14 protein-coding genes are annotated in these 15,041 nt (G+C 72.4%); 9 read left to right on the top strand and 5 right to left on the bottom strand.

Features of this window, described 5'->3' with window-relative positions; translation table 11 throughout:
• Positions 1–123: 123 nt before the first annotated feature.
• Together FNH09_RS03990 and FNH09_RS03985 are read right to left on the bottom strand one after the other, a co-directional pair.
• Positions 124–333: an acyl-CoA carboxylase epsilon subunit gene (locus FNH09_RS03990; protein WP_162468084.1), complete on the bottom strand. Its 210-nt coding sequence runs from the start codon at positions 331–333 to the stop codon at positions 124–126.
• A gap of 15 nt (positions 334–348) precedes the next feature.
• Positions 349–1,941 carry an acyl-CoA carboxylase subunit beta gene (locus tag FNH09_RS03985; RefSeq protein WP_152885230.1) on the bottom strand — a complete coding sequence of 531 codons (1,593 nt, stop codon included), beginning with the start codon at positions 1,939–1,941 and terminating at the stop codon, positions 349–351.
• Between the two features lie 110 nt (positions 1,942–2,051).
• Here FNH09_RS03985 and FNH09_RS03980 point away from each other — a divergent pair, with 110 nt between their 5' ends.
• A complete protein-coding gene (locus FNH09_RS03980; protein ID WP_152885228.1) occupies positions 2,052–2,918 on the top strand; it encodes a biotin--[acetyl-CoA-carboxylase] ligase in 867 nt (288 codons plus the stop codon).
• A 286-nt stretch (positions 2,919–3,204) separates the two neighbouring features.
• Complete coding sequence (locus FNH09_RS03975; RefSeq protein WP_162468083.1) at positions 3,205–4,368, top strand: adenylate/guanylate cyclase domain-containing protein; 1,164 nt, start codon at positions 3,205–3,207, stop codon at positions 4,366–4,368.
• An 85-nt stretch (positions 4,369–4,453) separates the two neighbouring features.
• Here the strand turns inward: FNH09_RS03975 and FNH09_RS03970 are convergent, their stop codons facing one another.
• Positions 4,454–5,014, bottom strand: a complete 561-nt coding sequence (locus FNH09_RS03970) for a hypothetical protein (RefSeq protein WP_152885226.1) — start codon at positions 5,012–5,014, stop codon at positions 4,454–4,456.
• Positions 5,015–5,291: 277 nt separating this feature from the next.
• Here FNH09_RS03970 and FNH09_RS03965 point away from each other — a divergent pair, with 277 nt between their 5' ends.
• From FNH09_RS03965 to hutH, 4 genes are all read left to right on the top strand, one after another.
• Entirely contained in the window at positions 5,292–6,251 is a 960-nt protein-coding gene (locus FNH09_RS03965; RefSeq protein ID WP_152885224.1) for a hypothetical protein, read from the top strand.
• Positions 6,252–6,349: 98 nt separating this feature from the next.
• Positions 6,350–7,150 (top strand): enoyl-CoA hydratase/isomerase family protein, encoded by an 801-nt coding sequence (locus FNH09_RS03960; RefSeq protein WP_152885222.1) that lies wholly within the window; start codon positions 6,350–6,352, stop codon positions 7,148–7,150.
• A gap of 137 nt (positions 7,151–7,287) precedes the next feature.
• On the top strand, positions 7,288–8,430 hold the full coding sequence (locus tag FNH09_RS03955) for a GGDEF domain-containing protein (protein WP_152885220.1): 1,143 nt from the start codon (positions 7,288–7,290) through the stop codon (positions 8,428–8,430).
• 94 nt (positions 8,431–8,524) lie between these two features.
• Positions 8,525–10,063 (top strand): histidine ammonia-lyase, encoded by a 1,539-nt coding sequence (gene hutH, locus FNH09_RS03950; protein WP_152885289.1) that lies wholly within the window; start codon positions 8,525–8,527, stop codon positions 10,061–10,063.
• A gap of 111 nt (positions 10,064–10,174) precedes the next feature.
• Here the strand turns inward: hutH and FNH09_RS03945 are convergent, their stop codons facing one another.
• A complete protein-coding gene (locus FNH09_RS03945; RefSeq protein WP_152885217.1) occupies positions 10,175–10,969 on the bottom strand; it encodes a hypothetical protein in 795 nt (264 codons plus the stop codon).
• A gap of 41 nt (positions 10,970–11,010) precedes the next feature.
• Positions 11,011–11,364, bottom strand: coding sequence for a hypothetical protein (locus tag FNH09_RS03940; protein ID WP_162468082.1), 354 nt, complete (start codon positions 11,362–11,364; stop codon positions 11,011–11,013).
• Between the two features lie 109 nt (positions 11,365–11,473).
• On the opposite strand from FNH09_RS03940, the gene FNH09_RS03935 reads away from it, so the two are divergent.
• From FNH09_RS03935 to FNH09_RS03925, 3 genes are all read left to right on the top strand, one after another.
• Entirely contained in the window at positions 11,474–11,827 is a 354-nt protein-coding gene (locus FNH09_RS03935) for a hypothetical protein (protein ID WP_152885215.1), read from the top strand.
• A 221-nt stretch (positions 11,828–12,048) separates the two neighbouring features.
• Positions 12,049–13,311, top strand: coding sequence for a L,D-transpeptidase (locus FNH09_RS03930; protein WP_202919587.1), 1,263 nt, complete (start codon positions 12,049–12,051; stop codon positions 13,309–13,311).
• Between the two features lie 237 nt (positions 13,312–13,548).
• Complete coding sequence (locus FNH09_RS03925) at positions 13,549–14,976, top strand: ABC transporter permease (protein WP_152885211.1); 1,428 nt, start codon at positions 13,549–13,551, stop codon at positions 14,974–14,976.
• The last annotated feature ends 65 nt before the right edge of the window (positions 14,977–15,041 follow it).

The raw sequence follows: 15,041 nt of genomic DNA, 5'->3' as shown, positions 1-15,041 counted from the left end.
GTCCGCGACCCGCTGTGCGTCGGTGACCCGCTGTGAGGACGACGGCCACCGCCAGGGGAGCCGGTGGTGGCCGTCGAACGTCGGGACGGCGCGGCGGACCGGCCGGTCCGCCGCGCGGTGTGCTCAGCCGGGCCAGTAGGTCCTGGCCCACGCCGTGGGGCCCGGCCGGGGCACCGGACGGGTGGCCACCCGGGCCGGGTCGGACCAGGAGTCCCGAGGCGTGGGCGCGCCGGACGGCTCGGCCTGGGCCGCCGCGGCGCGCGCTCGGACCACCGCCAGTGCGGCGGCCAGCTCCTCCGGGGTCGGATTGCCCCGTACGACCTTGATCGTCACAACCGCTCCCAGGGTCTAGAGGGGGATGTTGCCGTGCTTCTTCGGAGGCAGGGATTCCCGCTTGGTACGCAGCTGACGCAGACCGCGCACGATGTGCCGGCGGGTGTCCGACGGCATGATCACGGAGTCGATGTAGCCGCGCTCGGCCGCGACGTAGGGGTTGAGGAGCGCGTCCTCGTACTCCTGGATCAGCCGTGCCCGGGTCGCCTCCAGGTCGCCGGCGGCCTCCGCCTCCGCGATCGTGCGGCGGTGCAGGATGTTGACCGCGCCCTGCGCGCCCATGACGGCGATCTGCGCGGTCGGCCAGGCCAGGTTGAGGTCCGCGCCCAGGTGCTTGGAGCCCATGACGTCGTACGCGCCGCCGAAGGCCTTGCGGGTGATGATCGTGATCAGCGGGACGGTGGCCTCGGCGTAGGCGTAGATCAGCTTGGCGCCGCGGCGGATGATGCCGTCGTGCTCCTGGTCGACGCCGGGCAGGAAGCCGGGCACGTCCACGAAGGTGAGCACCGGGATGTTGAAGGCGTCGCAGGTCCGCACGAACCGGGCGGCCTTCTCGCTGGCCTTGATGTCCAGACAGCCGGCGAACTGCATCGGCTGGTTGGCGACGATGCCCACCGGGTGGCCCTCGACCCGCCCGTAGCCGGTGATGATGTTCGGCGCGAACAGCGGCTGGGTCTCGAAGAACTCGCCGTCGTCCAGGACGTGTTCGAGGACCGTGTGCATGTCGTACGGCTGGTTCGCGCTGTCCGGGACGAGCGTGTCCAGTTCCAGGTCCTCGTCGGTGACGGACAGGTCCGCCTCCTCCGGGAAGACCGGGGGCTCGCTGAGGTTGTTGGACGGCAGGTACGACAGCAGCTGCTTGACGTACTCGACGGCGTCCTTCTCGTCCCCGGCCATGTGGTGCGCCACGCCCGACACGGAGTTGTGGGTGCGGGCGCCGCCCAGCTCCTCGAAGCCGACGTCCTCGCCGGTGACGGTCTTGATGACGTCGGGGCCGGTGATGAACATGTGCGAGGTCTGGTCGACCATGACCGTGAAGTCGGTGATGGCGGGGGAGTAGACCGCACCGCCCGCGCAGGGGCCGACCACCAGGCTGATCTGCGGGATGACACCGGAGGCGTGGGTGTTGCGGCGGAAGATCTCGCCGTACGCGCCCAGCGACGCGACGCCCTCCTGGATCCGGGCGCCACCGGAGTCGTTGATGCCGATGACCGGGCAGCCGGTCTTCAGCGCGAAGTCCATGACCTTGACGATCTTCTGCCCGTAGACCTCGCCCAGCGCGCCGCCGAAGACGGTGAAGTCCTGGGAGAACACGGCCACCGGCCGCCCGTCCACGGTTCCGTAACCGGTCACGACGCCGTCGCCGTAGGGGCGGTTCTTGTCGAGTCCGAAGTTGGTGGAGCGGTGCCGCGCGAACTCGTCCAGTTCGACGAACGAGTCGTCGTCGAGGAGCAGCTCGATGCGCTCACGCGCCGTCAGTTTGCCCTTGGCGTGCTGCTTCTCGACGGCGCGTTCCGAACCGGCGTGCGTCGCTTCCTGGATACGGCGCTGGAGATCCGCGAGCTTGCCCGCGGTGGTGTGGATGTCGATCTCTTCCGGCTCGGACATCGGGATACGGCTCCCTGCCTGCTCAAAAGGGGGGACGGTTACTCATCCGTAGAGTAGTGGCGGCCCTACCGTTCGGCAGTGCGGCGTTTCACACACCTAGGGTGGCTTGCATGACGCCGCGAGATGACTCCCACGGAAACGACAGTCCCTGGTCCGATCTGGATCGTCCGCCCCTCAACGCGGGCGCGTTGCGCCGCGCGCTGGTGCGTCCGGGAAGCCTGTGGACGGAGCTGGAGGTGGTGCCCTCGACGGGCTCCACGAACTCCGACCTGGTCACCCGGGCCGTGGACGCCAAGGTGGCCGAGGGCGCGGTTCTCGTCGCCGAGGAACAGAGCGCCGGGCGGGGCCGCCTGGACCGCCGCTGGTCGGCACCGCCCCGCTCCGGCCTGTTCTTCTCCGTCCTGCTGCGGCCCAGTGACGTGCCGGTGGCCCGCTGGGGCTGGCTGCCGCTGCTCACCGGGGTGTCCGTGGCGACCGGACTGGCCCGCGCGGCGGGCGTGGACACGGCCCTGAAGTGGCCCAACGACCTGCTGGTCACGGTCGGGGGCGAGGAGCGCAAGGCGGGCGGGATCCTCGCGGAGCGCGCCGGGGAGGACGGCGTCGTGATCGGCGTCGGGGTCAACGTCACGCTCCGCGAGCACGAGCTGCCGGTGCCGCAGGCCGGTTCGCTGCTGCTGGCCGGGGCGGTGGCCACCGACCGGGATCCGCTGCTGCGGGCCGTGCTGCGGGCCCTGGAGGACTGGTACGGACGCTGGCGGGACGCCGGGGGCGATCCGGTCTCCAGCGGGCTCCAGGAGACGTACGCGGCGGGCTGCGCCACGCTGGGCCGGACCGTGCGGGCCGAACTGCCGGGCGACCGTTCGATCGTCGGCGAGGCGGTGGCGGTCGACGGGGACGGACGGCTGGTGCTGGCCACCGGCGAAGGAGTGCAGGAGCCGGTCGGAGCGGGCGACATCGTGCATCTGCGACCTGCCTGAGGTGCGGGCGGACCGTCGGGCGGGTGTCATGGAAGGGCCGGTCCGTGTCATTCGGTCCGTGCCGTCCGGCCCGCCCGGCGTCCGGGGGCGCGGCCGTCCTGCCGACGCCGGGGGCCGAGGCCTCCGAGTACCCGGCGGGGCCCGCACCGGCCTGCGACGACGCCGGGTGAGGCACGCGCACGGGAAGGGAACGTCCGCTCCACCTGACGGAGTGAGCTGGCGCACACCTGCCGTACAGTAAAGGCCGGTCGATACCTGACCGTGGCAGATCGGAAGGGCAACAGGCGTGACCGTCGACGACACGGGCTCCGGCGCGGACGCGGACGGCCGGGTCGATCCACCCCCGTTTTCGACCTCGCCCGAGCGGAACGACGCGCAGGGCGCCGAATCCGACGGGAACCCCCTCGCCCTGCGTCTCGAACAGCTCATTCTCGGCGCCGAGCGGCGCTACACCCCCTTCCAGGCGGCCCGCAGCGCCGGTGTCTCCATGGAGCTGGCGTCCCGGTTCTGGCGGGCCATGGGCTTCGCCGACATAGGCCAGGCCAAGGCGCTCACGGAGGCGGACGTGCTGGCCCTGCGCCGGCTGGCCGGTCTCGTGGAGGCGGGCCTGCTCAGCGAGGCCATGGCGGTGCAGGTGGCCAGGTCCACCGGGCAGACCACCGCCCGGCTGGCCGAGTGGCAGATGGACTCGTTCCTGGAGGGGCTGACCGAGCCGCCCGAGCCGGGGATGACCCGTACCGAGGTGACGTACCCGATCGTCGAGCTGCTGCTGCCCGAGCTGGAGGAGTTCCTCGTCTACGTCTGGCGCCGTCAGCTCGCCGCCTCGGCCGGCCGGGTCGTGCAGGCCGCCGACGACGAGGAGATGGTCGACCGGCGCCTGGCCGTCGGCTTCGCCGACCTGGTCGGTTTCACCCGGCTGACCCGGCGGATGGAGGAGGAGGAGCTCGGCGAGCTCGTCGAGGCCTTCGAGACGACCTCCGCCGACCTGGTGGCGGCCCGGGGCGGACGGCTCATCAAGACGCTCGGCGACGAGGTGCTGTTCGCCGCGGACGACGCGGGGGTCGCCGCGGAGATCGCGCTGCGGCTCATCGAGACCATGGCCAACGACGAGACGATGCCCGAACTGCGCGTCGGCATGGCCTTCGGCACGGTGACGACCCGGATGGGCGACGTCTTCGGCACGACGGTCAACCTGGCCTCACGGCTGACGTCGATAGCCCCGCGCGACGCCGTCCTCGTCGACGGCGCCTTCGCGCAGGAGCTCATCCGCACCGGTGAGGCGCCGGTGTCCGAGGCGGAGGCGGCGGAGGCCGCGGCCGCCGCTGAGAAGGAGGGCGAGGAGCCGCCGACGTACCGCTTCGCGCTGCGGCCGATGTGGCAGCGGCCGGTGCGCGGACTCGGCGTGGTCGAGCCCTGGCTCCTCACCCGCCGCGACGGCGACCAGCGGTAGCCCGGGGGCGCGGGCGACCGTTGAGCGGCGGCCCGGTCGCCGCTTTCCGCTTTTCGCTTTCCGGTTCTCGGTTCTCGGTGCCGGGTCACCGGGCGGCCAGGTCCGGCACGTCCACGCACAGCCCGATGACCGGCACGCACAGCCCTGGGGCCCCCGGGGTGTCTAGCTCGTCCTGCTCGCCCTGCTCGCCCTGCTGATCCGACGGGTCCGGCCGGTCCGTCTGCCGGCCCGACGGGGCGGTGGTTGCCGGTGCGGGCCGTGGGGCCGTCGGGCGGGGAGTGGCGGCGCCCGTGACCTGCGTACCGGGTTCCGACGCGGATACGGGGGCACCGGCGCGGCCTGTGGCGGAGGCCGCCGCGGAGGGGAGAGCGGACGACGACGCCCGGGCCGAGTCCGCCGGGGCGGGGGTGACGCGGACGGTGGTTGCGACCGGGCCCGTCCCGTCCGCCCCGCCCGTCACGGAGGTCGACGAAGGGCTCACCCGGGGTACGGCGGTGGCGGCGGCGCTGGGCGACCAGTCCCCGCCGATGTCCGGGCTGGGTTCGGTCTCCGCCGCGCCGAGCCCGCCGACACCGGAGTCGGGCGCCAGCCGTACGAGGCTCAGCACACCGGCGGCCAGCGCGAGCCCACCCGCCGCGAGCAGCACCTTGCGCGGGCGCGGCCTGCGGTGCCGGCCCCGGGGGGCCCAGGGACGTCCGGTGACCGGGGCCGGAACACGGACCGGCCGCCGAGCCCCGCCGGAACCCGCACCACGCCCCCTGCCCACCACGACAGGGCCCACGCCAGCCGCGTCCGCGGCGCTCGCTGTGCCCGCCCCGCCTGCTGCGGCTGGCGTGCGCGTCCCGCCTGCCGCGTCCGATGTGCCCGCCGCCCTCGGCGTGCCTGCGGTGCGTGCGGCGCCTGCGGCGCCTGCCGTTCTCGGCGTGCCTGCCGTGCCCGGCGACCTCGGTGTGACCGTCGGCCTTGCCGCGCCTGGCGGCCTCAGCGGGCTTGTGGTGCCCGCGGACGCAGCCGTGCTTGCCGTGCTGGCCGTCCTCAGCGTGCCTGCCGTGCCCGGCGACCCAGCCGCGCCTGCGGTGCCTGCCGTTCTCGGCGTGCCTGCCGTGCCCGGCGACCTCGGTGTGACCGTCGGCCTTGCCGCGTCTGGCGGCCTCAGCGGGCTTGCGGTGCCCGCCGACCCAGCCGCGGCAGCCGTGCCTGCTGTGCCTGCGGTGCCGGCCCCGCCCGGGGTGTCCGCCGTGCCTGCCGTCCTCGGCACGCCTGCCGTGCCCAGCGACCCAGCCGGGCCTGCCGTGCCTGCCGTGCCCGCCCGGCCCGGCGTGTCCGCCGCTTTCGGTGTGGCCGCTGCGTTCGGCATGCCCAGCGTGCCCGCGCGGCCCGCCCTGCCTGGTGCGCCCGCCACCCCAGCCGTGCGCACCGCGTGCGCCCCGCTCGCCGTGCCTGGCACGCCCGCCGTACCCGGCGCGTGCGCCCCGCTCGCCGTGCCTGGCACGCCCGCCGTACCCGGCACGTGCGCCCCGCTCGCCCGGCCTGGCGCGCTCGCCGTGGGCGCCGCGCCCGGCGTGCCCGCGGTACCCGTCGCGCTTGGCGCGCCCGCCCCGCCCGGTGCGTCCGGCGTGCGAGCGGTACCCGGCGTGCCCGGCGCGTGCGCCCCGCTCGCCCTGCCGGGCGTGCCCGCGCCGCCTTCGGCGGAAGCCGCCGCGGTCGTTGCCGTGGTTTTGCTGATCGGTGCGGTCTTCTCGACCGCTGTGTCCGTCATCGTGATCCCTCCCCGATGCGCGCCCCCGTTGCGCCATGGCGGAGCGCACGTTATGCGCTGCCATGGGCGATCGGGCGCCGGTTGGGCGGGATGTCACTCGAACGGGGAATCGGGTGGGGGTTGAGAGAACCGCCCGCGCGGGAGCCCGCTCTTTCCCCCGCGGGGTCGGGCTGCGATGATCGGGCGGAGTCGGATGTTAACCCGCGTTAACCGGAGGGTGTCATGAGCGAGGAGCGGTTCGGGGAGTTCGTGCTGGTGAGGCGGCACGGTGACGGGCATGTCGCCGAGCTGGCCCTCGACCGGCCCAAGGCCATGAACGCGGTCTCGACCGAGATGGCCCGGTCGATCGCCGCTGCCTGCACGGCGCTGGGCGGCGACCGGGACGTACGGGCCGTCGTGCTGACCTCGACCCACGAGCGGGCGTTCTGCGTGGGCGCGGACCTGAAGGAGCGCAACTCCTTCACCGACGCCGACCTGATGCGGCAGCGGCCGGTGGCGCGGGGTGCGTACACCGGGGTGCTGGAGCTGCCGGTGCCGACGGTCGCCTCGGTGCACGGGTTCGCGCTCGGCGGGGGCTTCGAGCTCGCGCTGTCCTGCGATCTGATCGTGGCCGACGGCACGGCGGTGGTCGGGCTGCCGGAGGTCTCCGTGGGCGTGCTTCCGGGTGGCGGCGGCACGCAGCTGCTGCCGCGCCGGATCGGGGCCGCGCGGGCCGCCGAGCTGATCTTCACCGCGCGCCGGGTCGAGGCGCCCGAGGCACGGGAGCTGGGTCTGGTGGACGTCCTGGTGGAGGAGGGGCGCGACCGGGAGGAGGCGCTGGCGCTGGCGTCGCGGATCGCGGCCAACTCGCCCGTGGGCCTGCGGGCCGCGAAGCGCGCGCTGCGGCTCGGGCACGGCCTCGACCTGCGGGCCGGGCTCGAGGTCGAGGACGCGGCGTGGCGGTCGGTGGCGTTCTCGGGGGACCGGGCGGAGGGCGTGGCCGCGTTCAACGAGAAGCGCAAGCCCCAGTGGCCGGGCGAGTGAGCCGACGCCTGCTCGGCGGCGCGCTTGCCCGGGGGCTGTGTCGGCCCGTCCCCGCCGCCGGACCGGCACCCGCCGTCCGTCCACCTGTTCGCCGTATCAATGCCCCGGTTGTCATGGAACGTCCCTAACCTGGAGTGATGGGTGAGGACAGTCGGCTCGCGGGCGTGGTGGCGTTGGCGCAGGGGATGGCGGCGGCCCACACCCCCCGCGAGTCATGGCGGGCGGCGGCCCTCGGGGCCTGCCGCGCGCTGTCGGGGAACTTCGCCGCGCTGTCGGTCTGGGAGCGGGAGCTGGGCCGCCTGCGGGTGCTCGTGAACGTGGGGGACCGCGCCCCGGACGAGGAGGAGTTCCCCGAGGCCGAGGCCTACCCGGTGCACCAGTTCCCGGAGATCACCGAGTTCCTGCACGAGCGCTGGGCCGCGGGCGGGGAGCCCGACGCCTGGGTCGAGACCGCCTTCGGCGCGGCCTCCGGTGGTTCCGGTTACTGCCATCAGAGGGTCGCTTCGCTGCGGCGGCGCGGGCGGGGGTGCTGTGTCGTCGCGCCCCTGGTGATGCACGGCCGCGCCTGGGGCGAGCTCTATGTCGCCCGCGCGGCCGACGCGCCCGTCTTCGGCCGCGACGACGCCGACTTCGCCACCGTCCTCGCCTCCGTCGTCGCCGCCGGGATCGCCCAGACCGAGCGGCTGGAGGAGGCGCGCAGACTCGCCTTCACCGACGCGCTCACCGGACTCGCCAACCGCCGCGCCGTGGACATGCGCCTCGACGAGGCGATCGAACGGCACCGGCGCGAGGGTGCCGCGGTGGGCCTCGTGGTCTGCGACCTCAACGGCCTCAAGCGGGTCAACGACACCTGCGGGCACGCCGTCGGCGACCGGCTCCTCGAACGGTTCGGGTCCGTCCTGTCGCTGTGCGGGGCGATGCTGCCCGGGGCGCTGGCCGCCCGGCTCGGCGGCGACGAGTTCTGCCTGCTCGCCGTAGGACCGCCCGCCGACGACGTGGTGCGGGCCGCGGGCGAGCTGTGCCGCCGCGCGGCCGAGCTGGAGCTCGGCGACGGCGTCGCCTGCGGGGTGGCGTGCACCGAGGACCCCATCGGACCCGTCCGCTCGGCCCGCCGGCTGTTCCGGCTGGCCGACGCGGCCCAGTACCGGGCCAAGGCGCTGCGGGCGGACCGGCCGGTCGTCGCCGGACGGGAGGGGCCCGACGACCCCGTCGTACGGCTGGCGGACGCGCCCTCGCGGGAGGTGACCCCGGAGCGCCGCCGCTTCCGGGGGCGCCGCTGACGCCGGTCCGGCGTGTGACGGACTCGGTAAGGGGTGCACCGCCCACCCACTGGTGACATCTTGGAATTCAGTGCGTACGCTCCTGAATATGGATATGCACACTGTGGTGGTGGGGACGTCCGGGGTCACCGCGTCCGACGTTCTCGCCGTGGCGCGCGACGGCGCCCGGATCGAGCTCTCCGACGAGGCGGTGGCGGCCCTCGCCGCGGCCCGCGAGATCGTGGACGCGCTGGCGGCCAAGCCCGAGCCCGTCTACGGCGTCTCCACCGGCTTCGGCGCCCTGGCGAGCCGGCACATCAGCCCCGAGCTGCGTGCGCAGCTCCAGCGCAACATCGTCCGCTCGCACGCCGCCGGCCTGGGCCCGCGCGTGGAGCGGGAGGTCGTACGGGCCCTGATGTTCCTGCGGCTGAAGACCGTGTGCTCCGGACACACCGGTGTGCGGCCCGAGGTCGCGCAGACCATGGCCGACGTGCTGAACGCCGGCATCACCCCGGTCGTGCACGAGTACGGCTCCCTCGGCTGCTCCGGCGACCTGGCGCCGCTGTCGCACTGCGCCCTCACCCTCATGGGCGAAGGCGACGCGGAAGGTCCCGACGGGGTCGTCCGCCCCGCCGGCGAACTCCTCGCCGAGCACGGCATCACCCCGGTGGAGCTGCGCGAGAAGGAGGGCCTGGCCCTCCTCAACGGCACCGACGGCATGCTCGGCATGCTGGTGATGGCCCTCGCCGACCTCGACACCCTCTACAAGTCCGCCGACATCACCGCCGCGCTGTCGCTGGAGGCCCTGCTCGGCACCGACAAGGTCCTCGCGCCCGAGCTGCACGCCATCCGCCCGCACCCGGGCCAGGGCGCCGCCGCGGCCAACATGCTGGCCGTTCTGAAGGGTTCGGGTCTGACCGGGCATCACCAGGACGACGCCCCGCGGGTCCAGGACGCCTACTCGGTGCGCTGCGCCCCGCAGGTCGCGGGCGCCGGCCGGGACACCCTGGCGCACGCCCGGCTGGTCGCCGAGCGCGAGTTGGCCTCGGCCGTGGACAACCCGGTGGTCCTGCCCGACGGCCGGGTCGAGTCCAACGGCAACTTCCACGGCGCGCCCGTGGCCTACGTCCTCGACTTCCTCGCCATCGCCGTCGCCGACCTGGCGTCCATCGCCGAGCGCCGCACCGACCGGCTGCTGGACAAGAACCGCAGCCACGGTCTGCCGCCGTTCCTGGCGGACGACGCGGGCGTCGACTCCGGCCTGATGATCGCTCAGTACACGCAGGCGGCGCTGGTGAGCGAGCTGAAGCGGCTCGCGGTGCCCGCCTCGGCGGACTCGATCCCGTCCTCCGCCATGCAGGAGGACCACGTCTCCATGGGCTGGTCGGCCGCCCGCAAGCTGCGTACGGCCGTGGACAACCTCGCGCGCGTGCTGGCCGTGGAGCTGTACGCGGCGACCCGCGCCATCGAGCTGCGCGAGGGCCTCGCCCCGGCCCCGGCCTCGCAGGCGGCCATCGAGGCCGTACGGGCGGCGGGGGTGCAGGGTCCCGGACCGGACCGCTTCCTCGCGCCGGACCTCGCCGCCGCGGACGCGTTCGTGCGCGCGGGGCTGCTGGTGGCGGCCGTGGTGCCGGTCACCGGCCCGCTCCTCTAGAACGGCTCGGGCCCCGCCGTCCGAACAGGACGGCGGGGCCCCGGGTTCACCCCGCGACGATGCGCGGGTTCACCCCGCGCACCCGCGACCGCTCGCGAGTGCGCCTCGCGCCTACTTGAGCTTGGCGACCTGCGCCTGGACCACGGCGGCCGGGTTCTCCATGGCCTCGCCCGTCGCGAACGCGGCGAAGTTCACCGTGTAGAACGTGGCGACCGTGTTGCCCTTGCGGATCACCTCGGTGTTGAAGGTGGCCGTGCCCTCGCCGTCCATGTCGACCTGCTCGGCGAAGGCCACGGACTCGTCGCCGCCGCCGACGCCCTTCGCCGCGGTGACCTTGGTGACCTTCGTGTCCTCGCCGTCGGCCTTGAGGCCGTACCCGCCGGAACAGGCCTTCACCCCGTCGCTGACGGCCTTCAGGGCCTTCTCCGCGCCGTCGCCGTCGTACGAGGAGAGGCCCACGAACGTCATGGTGACGTCGAAGGCGTTCGCGATGTCCTCCGCACTGGCGTCCTCCGCGGCGACGGACTTGTCCGACGCCTTGGCCTGCTGGACGGAGTTGCTGGCGCCGGCGGCCGTGTCGCCCGGGGCCAGACCGGCGGTCGCCCAGGCGAGCGGGGCGCACTCCGCCTTGTCCGTCTCCACCTCGGACTTGGACTTCGGCAGCGTGTCGTCCCCGGAGTCGACCTTGTAGCCCTTGACCTCGCCCTGGGCGAGCAGCAGCTTCTCCAGGTCGGCGGCGCCGAGCGCCTTCGCGGCCGGAGCGGTGGTCTTCGACGAGGCGGAACCGGACGCCTTGGCGTCCGCGGTGTCCTTCGAACCGTCGCCGGAACAGCCCGTGATGAGGGCGAGCGACAGCACGCTCACGGCAGCCGTGGCGCCGAGACGCGCCCCCGATGATCTCTTCATGAGCGGACTATGAATGTTGAGTCAAAGAACCGTCAAGTTATTTAAAAACCAAGGCGTTCGCGACGGACCGCGTACGTCACGAAGCCGACACCCATGGCGAGGCAGAGGCTTCCGCCCACCGTGTACGGGGTGGTGTCGAAGCTTCCGGTGTCGGCGAGCCGGGTCCCCTCCGTCCCGTCGCCCGCGGCCGCACCGACGGCGGCGTCGTCGGCGGTGCCGTCGGTCGTCGCGGACATGGTCCGCGCCTGGGTGGTGGCCTCGGCCGGCGCGGTCGTCGAAGGCTGCGACGCCGCCGGGCTGTTCTGGGACGCGTTCGCGGACGGCACGAACCACAGGGCCCCCAGAAGGGTTCCCGCGGCGGTGGCGGTCAGCAACGGACGGCGGGCGGAAGACACGGAATATCGATCCCCTTGTGGCGCTGGTGAATTGGCCGGGTAGGGCGATGCTAATGAAAGTCGCGGGTCGTGGGAAAGTTAGGGGAGGCCGGAGTCGTACGCTCCGTTCATGACTGCTGAAGAGACAACACGTTTTGTACGGCTTCGCGTGGAACTCGTTGTGGAAGTGGACGACGCGGAGGCTCTGACGGCTGCCGCGTTGGCGCGGATCGCGGACGACGAGGAGCTTCCGGGTGACGAACAGGCGCAGGCGGAGAGCGCTGTGACGGAAGACACCGCCGAGGCCCTCGCCTATCTGGTGGATCCGTTCGACCTGGTCAGCGAGGTGCCTGGGGTGGAGCTGCAACAGGCCTCATGGTCGACGGAGGTGGTCGAGTACGACCCGGATTCGCCTGACTGGGACGTGGACGAGGAAGATGGCTCCGAGGATGACGAAGACGACCGCGAATCCGGCACCGGTTGAGCGGCTCGGGGAATTCGGGACCCCGAGTGGCAACCGACGCTCGGGGTTTCTTCGTCTCAAGGGACGCACTGACCGACACCCGCAACACCGGCCCCGGCGGGTGACCGCCCGGCGGACGTGGCGCGACCCACATATGGCAACTATGTAAAAAGGGACGAACCGGTCGTAGCGTAGGTAGTTCTAAACGGGGACTCTCGGGGTTTTTGGGGAATTCGGCAACGATGGAGAAGCGTGTGATGACGGACAGCAAGCGGCGCAAGCGTCTCATGGCCGCGTCCGCCCTGCTCGGCGGTGTGCTCGTACTGACGGCGTGTTCCGGCGGTGACGCAGACGCATCCGGCAGCGGCGACGGAACCTCTCAGGCCAAGGTCGACGAGGCGGCGGCCAAGAAGACGTCGGTGGCGCAGATCAAGATCACACCTGCTGACGGTTCGTCCAACGCTTCCATCAACAACTCCGCCGCCGTCACGGTGGCCAAGGGCACGCTCACCGAGGTGACGATGACGACCTCCGACGGCAAGGCCGTCGAGGGGCAGCTGTCCGCCGACAAGACGAGCTGGAAGCCCAGCGGCCAGCTGGAGCGCTCCACCACTTACAAGGTCGCGGCCGCCGCCAAGGACTCCGAGGGTCGCGAGGCGCACGAGAACGCCTCGTTCACCACGGTCTCCCCGGCCAACAGCTTCATAGGGAACTTCACCCCGGACGACGGCTCCACCGTCGGCGTCGGGATGCCGGTGTCGATCAACTTCAACAAGGCGATCAGCGACAAGACGGCCGTCCAGAAGGGCATCACGGTCTCCTCCAGCAGCGGTCAGGAGGTCGTCGGCCACTGGTTCAACGCCAACCGGCTCGACTTCCGCCCCCAGGACTACTGGAAGGAGGACTCCACCGTCACGCTGAAGCTGGCGCTCGACGGTGTCGAGGGCGCCCCCGGTGTCTACGGTGTGCAGCAGAAGACCGTCACCTTCCACATCGGCCGCAACCAGGTCACCTACGTCGACGCGCAGACCAAGCAGATGAAGGTCACGCAGGACGGCAAGACGGTCAAGACCATCCCGATCTCGGCCGGCTCGCCCGAGAACAAGACGTACCAGGGCCAGATGGTGATCTCCGAGAAGTTCAAGGAGACCCGGATGAACGGCGCGACCGTCGGCTTCACCGACGACGACGGCAAGGGCGAGTACGACATCAAGGACGTGCCGCACGCCATGCGCCTGACCAACTCCGGCACCTTCGTGCACGGCAACTACTGGGGCGCGAAGTCCGTCTTCGGCAACGTGAACACCAGCCACGGCTGCGTGGGCCTGTCGGACACCAAGGGCGCCAACGACGCCAGCACCCCGGCGGCCTGGTTCTTCGACAACTCGATCGTCGGTGACGTCGTGGTCGTCTCGAACACCGGCGACAAGACCGTCGCCCCGGACAACGGCCTCAACGGCTGGAACATGGACTGGGCGCAGTGGAAGGCGGGTTCGGCCGTCTGAGCCACCCTCCCCATCGCCGACCGATGCCGCCCCCCGGGGCGGCATCGGCCGTTTCCGGCCCCTCCGGGACGGGCATCGGCCTTCCGGGGGCGGCTCGGCGCCTCCCGTGGGCCTCCTGAGGCTTCTGGGGGCTCTCAGGGGCCTTCGAGGGGACTTTCCTGGGGCTCGCACAGCCTTCTCATCGTTCTCTTATTTCGGCCTTATCGAGTCATCACATGCCGTACCTAGCTTGCGGCCATGTTCTTCACCTACCTGAGGCGCGAACTGCGCCGCCGCAGAAAAGCGGCCCTCGTCGTCGCCTCCGGCCTCGCGCTGGGCATCGCGCTGGTCATCGTGGTCAACTCCGTCTCCTCCGGGATGGGGAAGGCCCAGGACAAGGTCCTCCAGTCGCTGTACGGACTGGGCACCGACATGACGGTCACCAAGGCCGCCTCGCCGACCACCGGCACCTCACAGCGTCCGCGCTTCCAGTTCGACGCGAAGGACAACGACTCCGACGCGGAGCAGAGCACCGACCGGGTCATGGTCCAGGGCTTCCAGACCCTGTCCACGGCCACCGTCTCCAAGGTCGGCAAGCAGTCCGGCGTCTCGGACGCGGTCGGCGGACTGAGCCTCCAGGTCATCAAGGTCAGCGGCCAGTTCACCCGCGGCCAGTTCCAGCAGAACGGCAACGGCGGCGGCTTCAGCCGCGGCGGCGGCCAGCCGCAGGGCGAGGTCAAGGGCGGCGGCGCCGACTTCGACGTCAACAACTACTCGGTCTACGGCACGGACGTCACCAAGCCCGCGCTCGGCCCGCTGACCTCTTCCAAGATCAGCAGCGGTCGTACGTTCACGACCTCGGAGGCGAACGCCAAGGTCGCCGTCGTCGACTCGGCGTACGCCAAGGAGAAGAAGCTCAAGGTCGGCTCCACCGTCACCATCAAGGGCGTCAAGTTCAAGGTGGTCGGCGTCGCGACGGCCGACAGCGGTGACTCCGCGGCCAACCTCTACATCCCGCTGACGCAGGCGCAGACGCTCAGCGACTCGAAGAACAAGGTCACCACGATCTACGTCAAGGCGACCGACTCGCAGCAGATCGACAGCGTCAAGTCCACGATCCAGAAGAACGTCTCCGGTACGACCGTCACCACCTCCGCGGACCTGGCGGACACCGTCTCCGGCTCCCTGTCCACCGCCTCCAGCCTCGCCACCAACGTCGGCAAGTGGCTGTCCATCGCGGTGCTCGTGGCCGCGTTCCTGGTCGCCGGTCTGCTGACCTCCTCGGCCGTCTCCCGCCGGGTGCGCGAGTTCGGCACGCTCAAGGCGCTGGGCTGGAAGTCCGGCCGGGTCACCCGGCAGGTCGTCGGCGAGGCCATGGTCAACGGCCTGCTCGGCGGCGCCCTCGGCATCGCGCTCGGCCTGGCGGGCGCGTACACCGTCACCGCGATCAGCCCCACGCTCCAGGCCCAGATGGGCGGCGGAGGCGGCGGTGGCGGCGGCTTCGGCGGTCCCGGCCGGCAGGCCGCGGCCAAGACCCTCGACGTCGCGCTGACCGCGCCCGTCAGCCTCACCACCGTCGCGCTCGCGGTCGGCCTGGCCGTCGCCGGAGGTCTGATCGCCGGTGCCTTCGGCGGCTGGCGTGCCTCCCGGCTGCGCCCGGCCGACGCCCTGCGCCGCGTCGAATAACCGGCCCCCGCACGGTTCCCGCGGCCCCGGGGCCCGCCCTCGGCGGGGCGGGCCCCCGTCTCCAC

The sequence above is a fragment of the Streptomyces adustus genome (genome assembly GCF_009377175.1).
GTDB classification, from domain to species: Bacteria; Actinomycetota; Actinomycetes; order Streptomycetales; family Streptomycetaceae; genus Streptomyces; species Streptomyces adustus.
The sequence above is the reverse complement of the archived record's forward strand: the minus strand, read 5'-3'. Positions and strand labels throughout refer to the sequence as shown.

What these genes read in the sequence shown, in the direction of transcription:
- FNH09_RS03985 (WP_152885230.1), bottom strand. Translation starts at nt 1,941, where the DNA reads ATGTCCGAGCCGGAAGAGATCGACATCCACACCACCGCGGGCAAGCTC.
- FNH09_RS03980 (WP_152885228.1), top strand. Translation starts at nt 2,052, where the DNA reads ATGACGCCGCGAGATGACTCCCACGGAAACGACAGTCCCTGGTCCGAT.
- FNH09_RS03960 (WP_152885222.1), top strand. Translation starts at nt 6,350, where the DNA reads ATGAGCGAGGAGCGGTTCGGGGAGTTCGTGCTGGTGAGGCGGCACGGT.
- FNH09_RS03955 (WP_152885220.1), top strand. Translation starts at nt 7,288, where the DNA reads ATGGGTGAGGACAGTCGGCTCGCGGGCGTGGTGGCGTTGGCGCAGGGG.
- hutH (WP_152885289.1), top strand. Translation starts at nt 8,525, where the DNA reads ATGCACACTGTGGTGGTGGGGACGTCCGGGGTCACCGCGTCCGACGTT.
- FNH09_RS03945 (WP_152885217.1), bottom strand. Translation starts at nt 10,969, where the DNA reads ATGAAGAGATCATCGGGGGCGCGTCTCGGCGCCACGGCTGCCGTGAGC.
- FNH09_RS03935 (WP_152885215.1), top strand. Translation starts at nt 11,474, where the DNA reads ATGACTGCTGAAGAGACAACACGTTTTGTACGGCTTCGCGTGGAACTC.
- FNH09_RS03930 (WP_202919587.1), top strand. Translation starts at nt 12,049, where the DNA reads ATGGAGAAGCGTGTGATGACGGACAGCAAGCGGCGCAAGCGTCTCATG.
- FNH09_RS03925 (WP_152885211.1), top strand. Translation starts at nt 13,549, where the DNA reads ATGTTCTTCACCTACCTGAGGCGCGAACTGCGCCGCCGCAGAAAAGCG.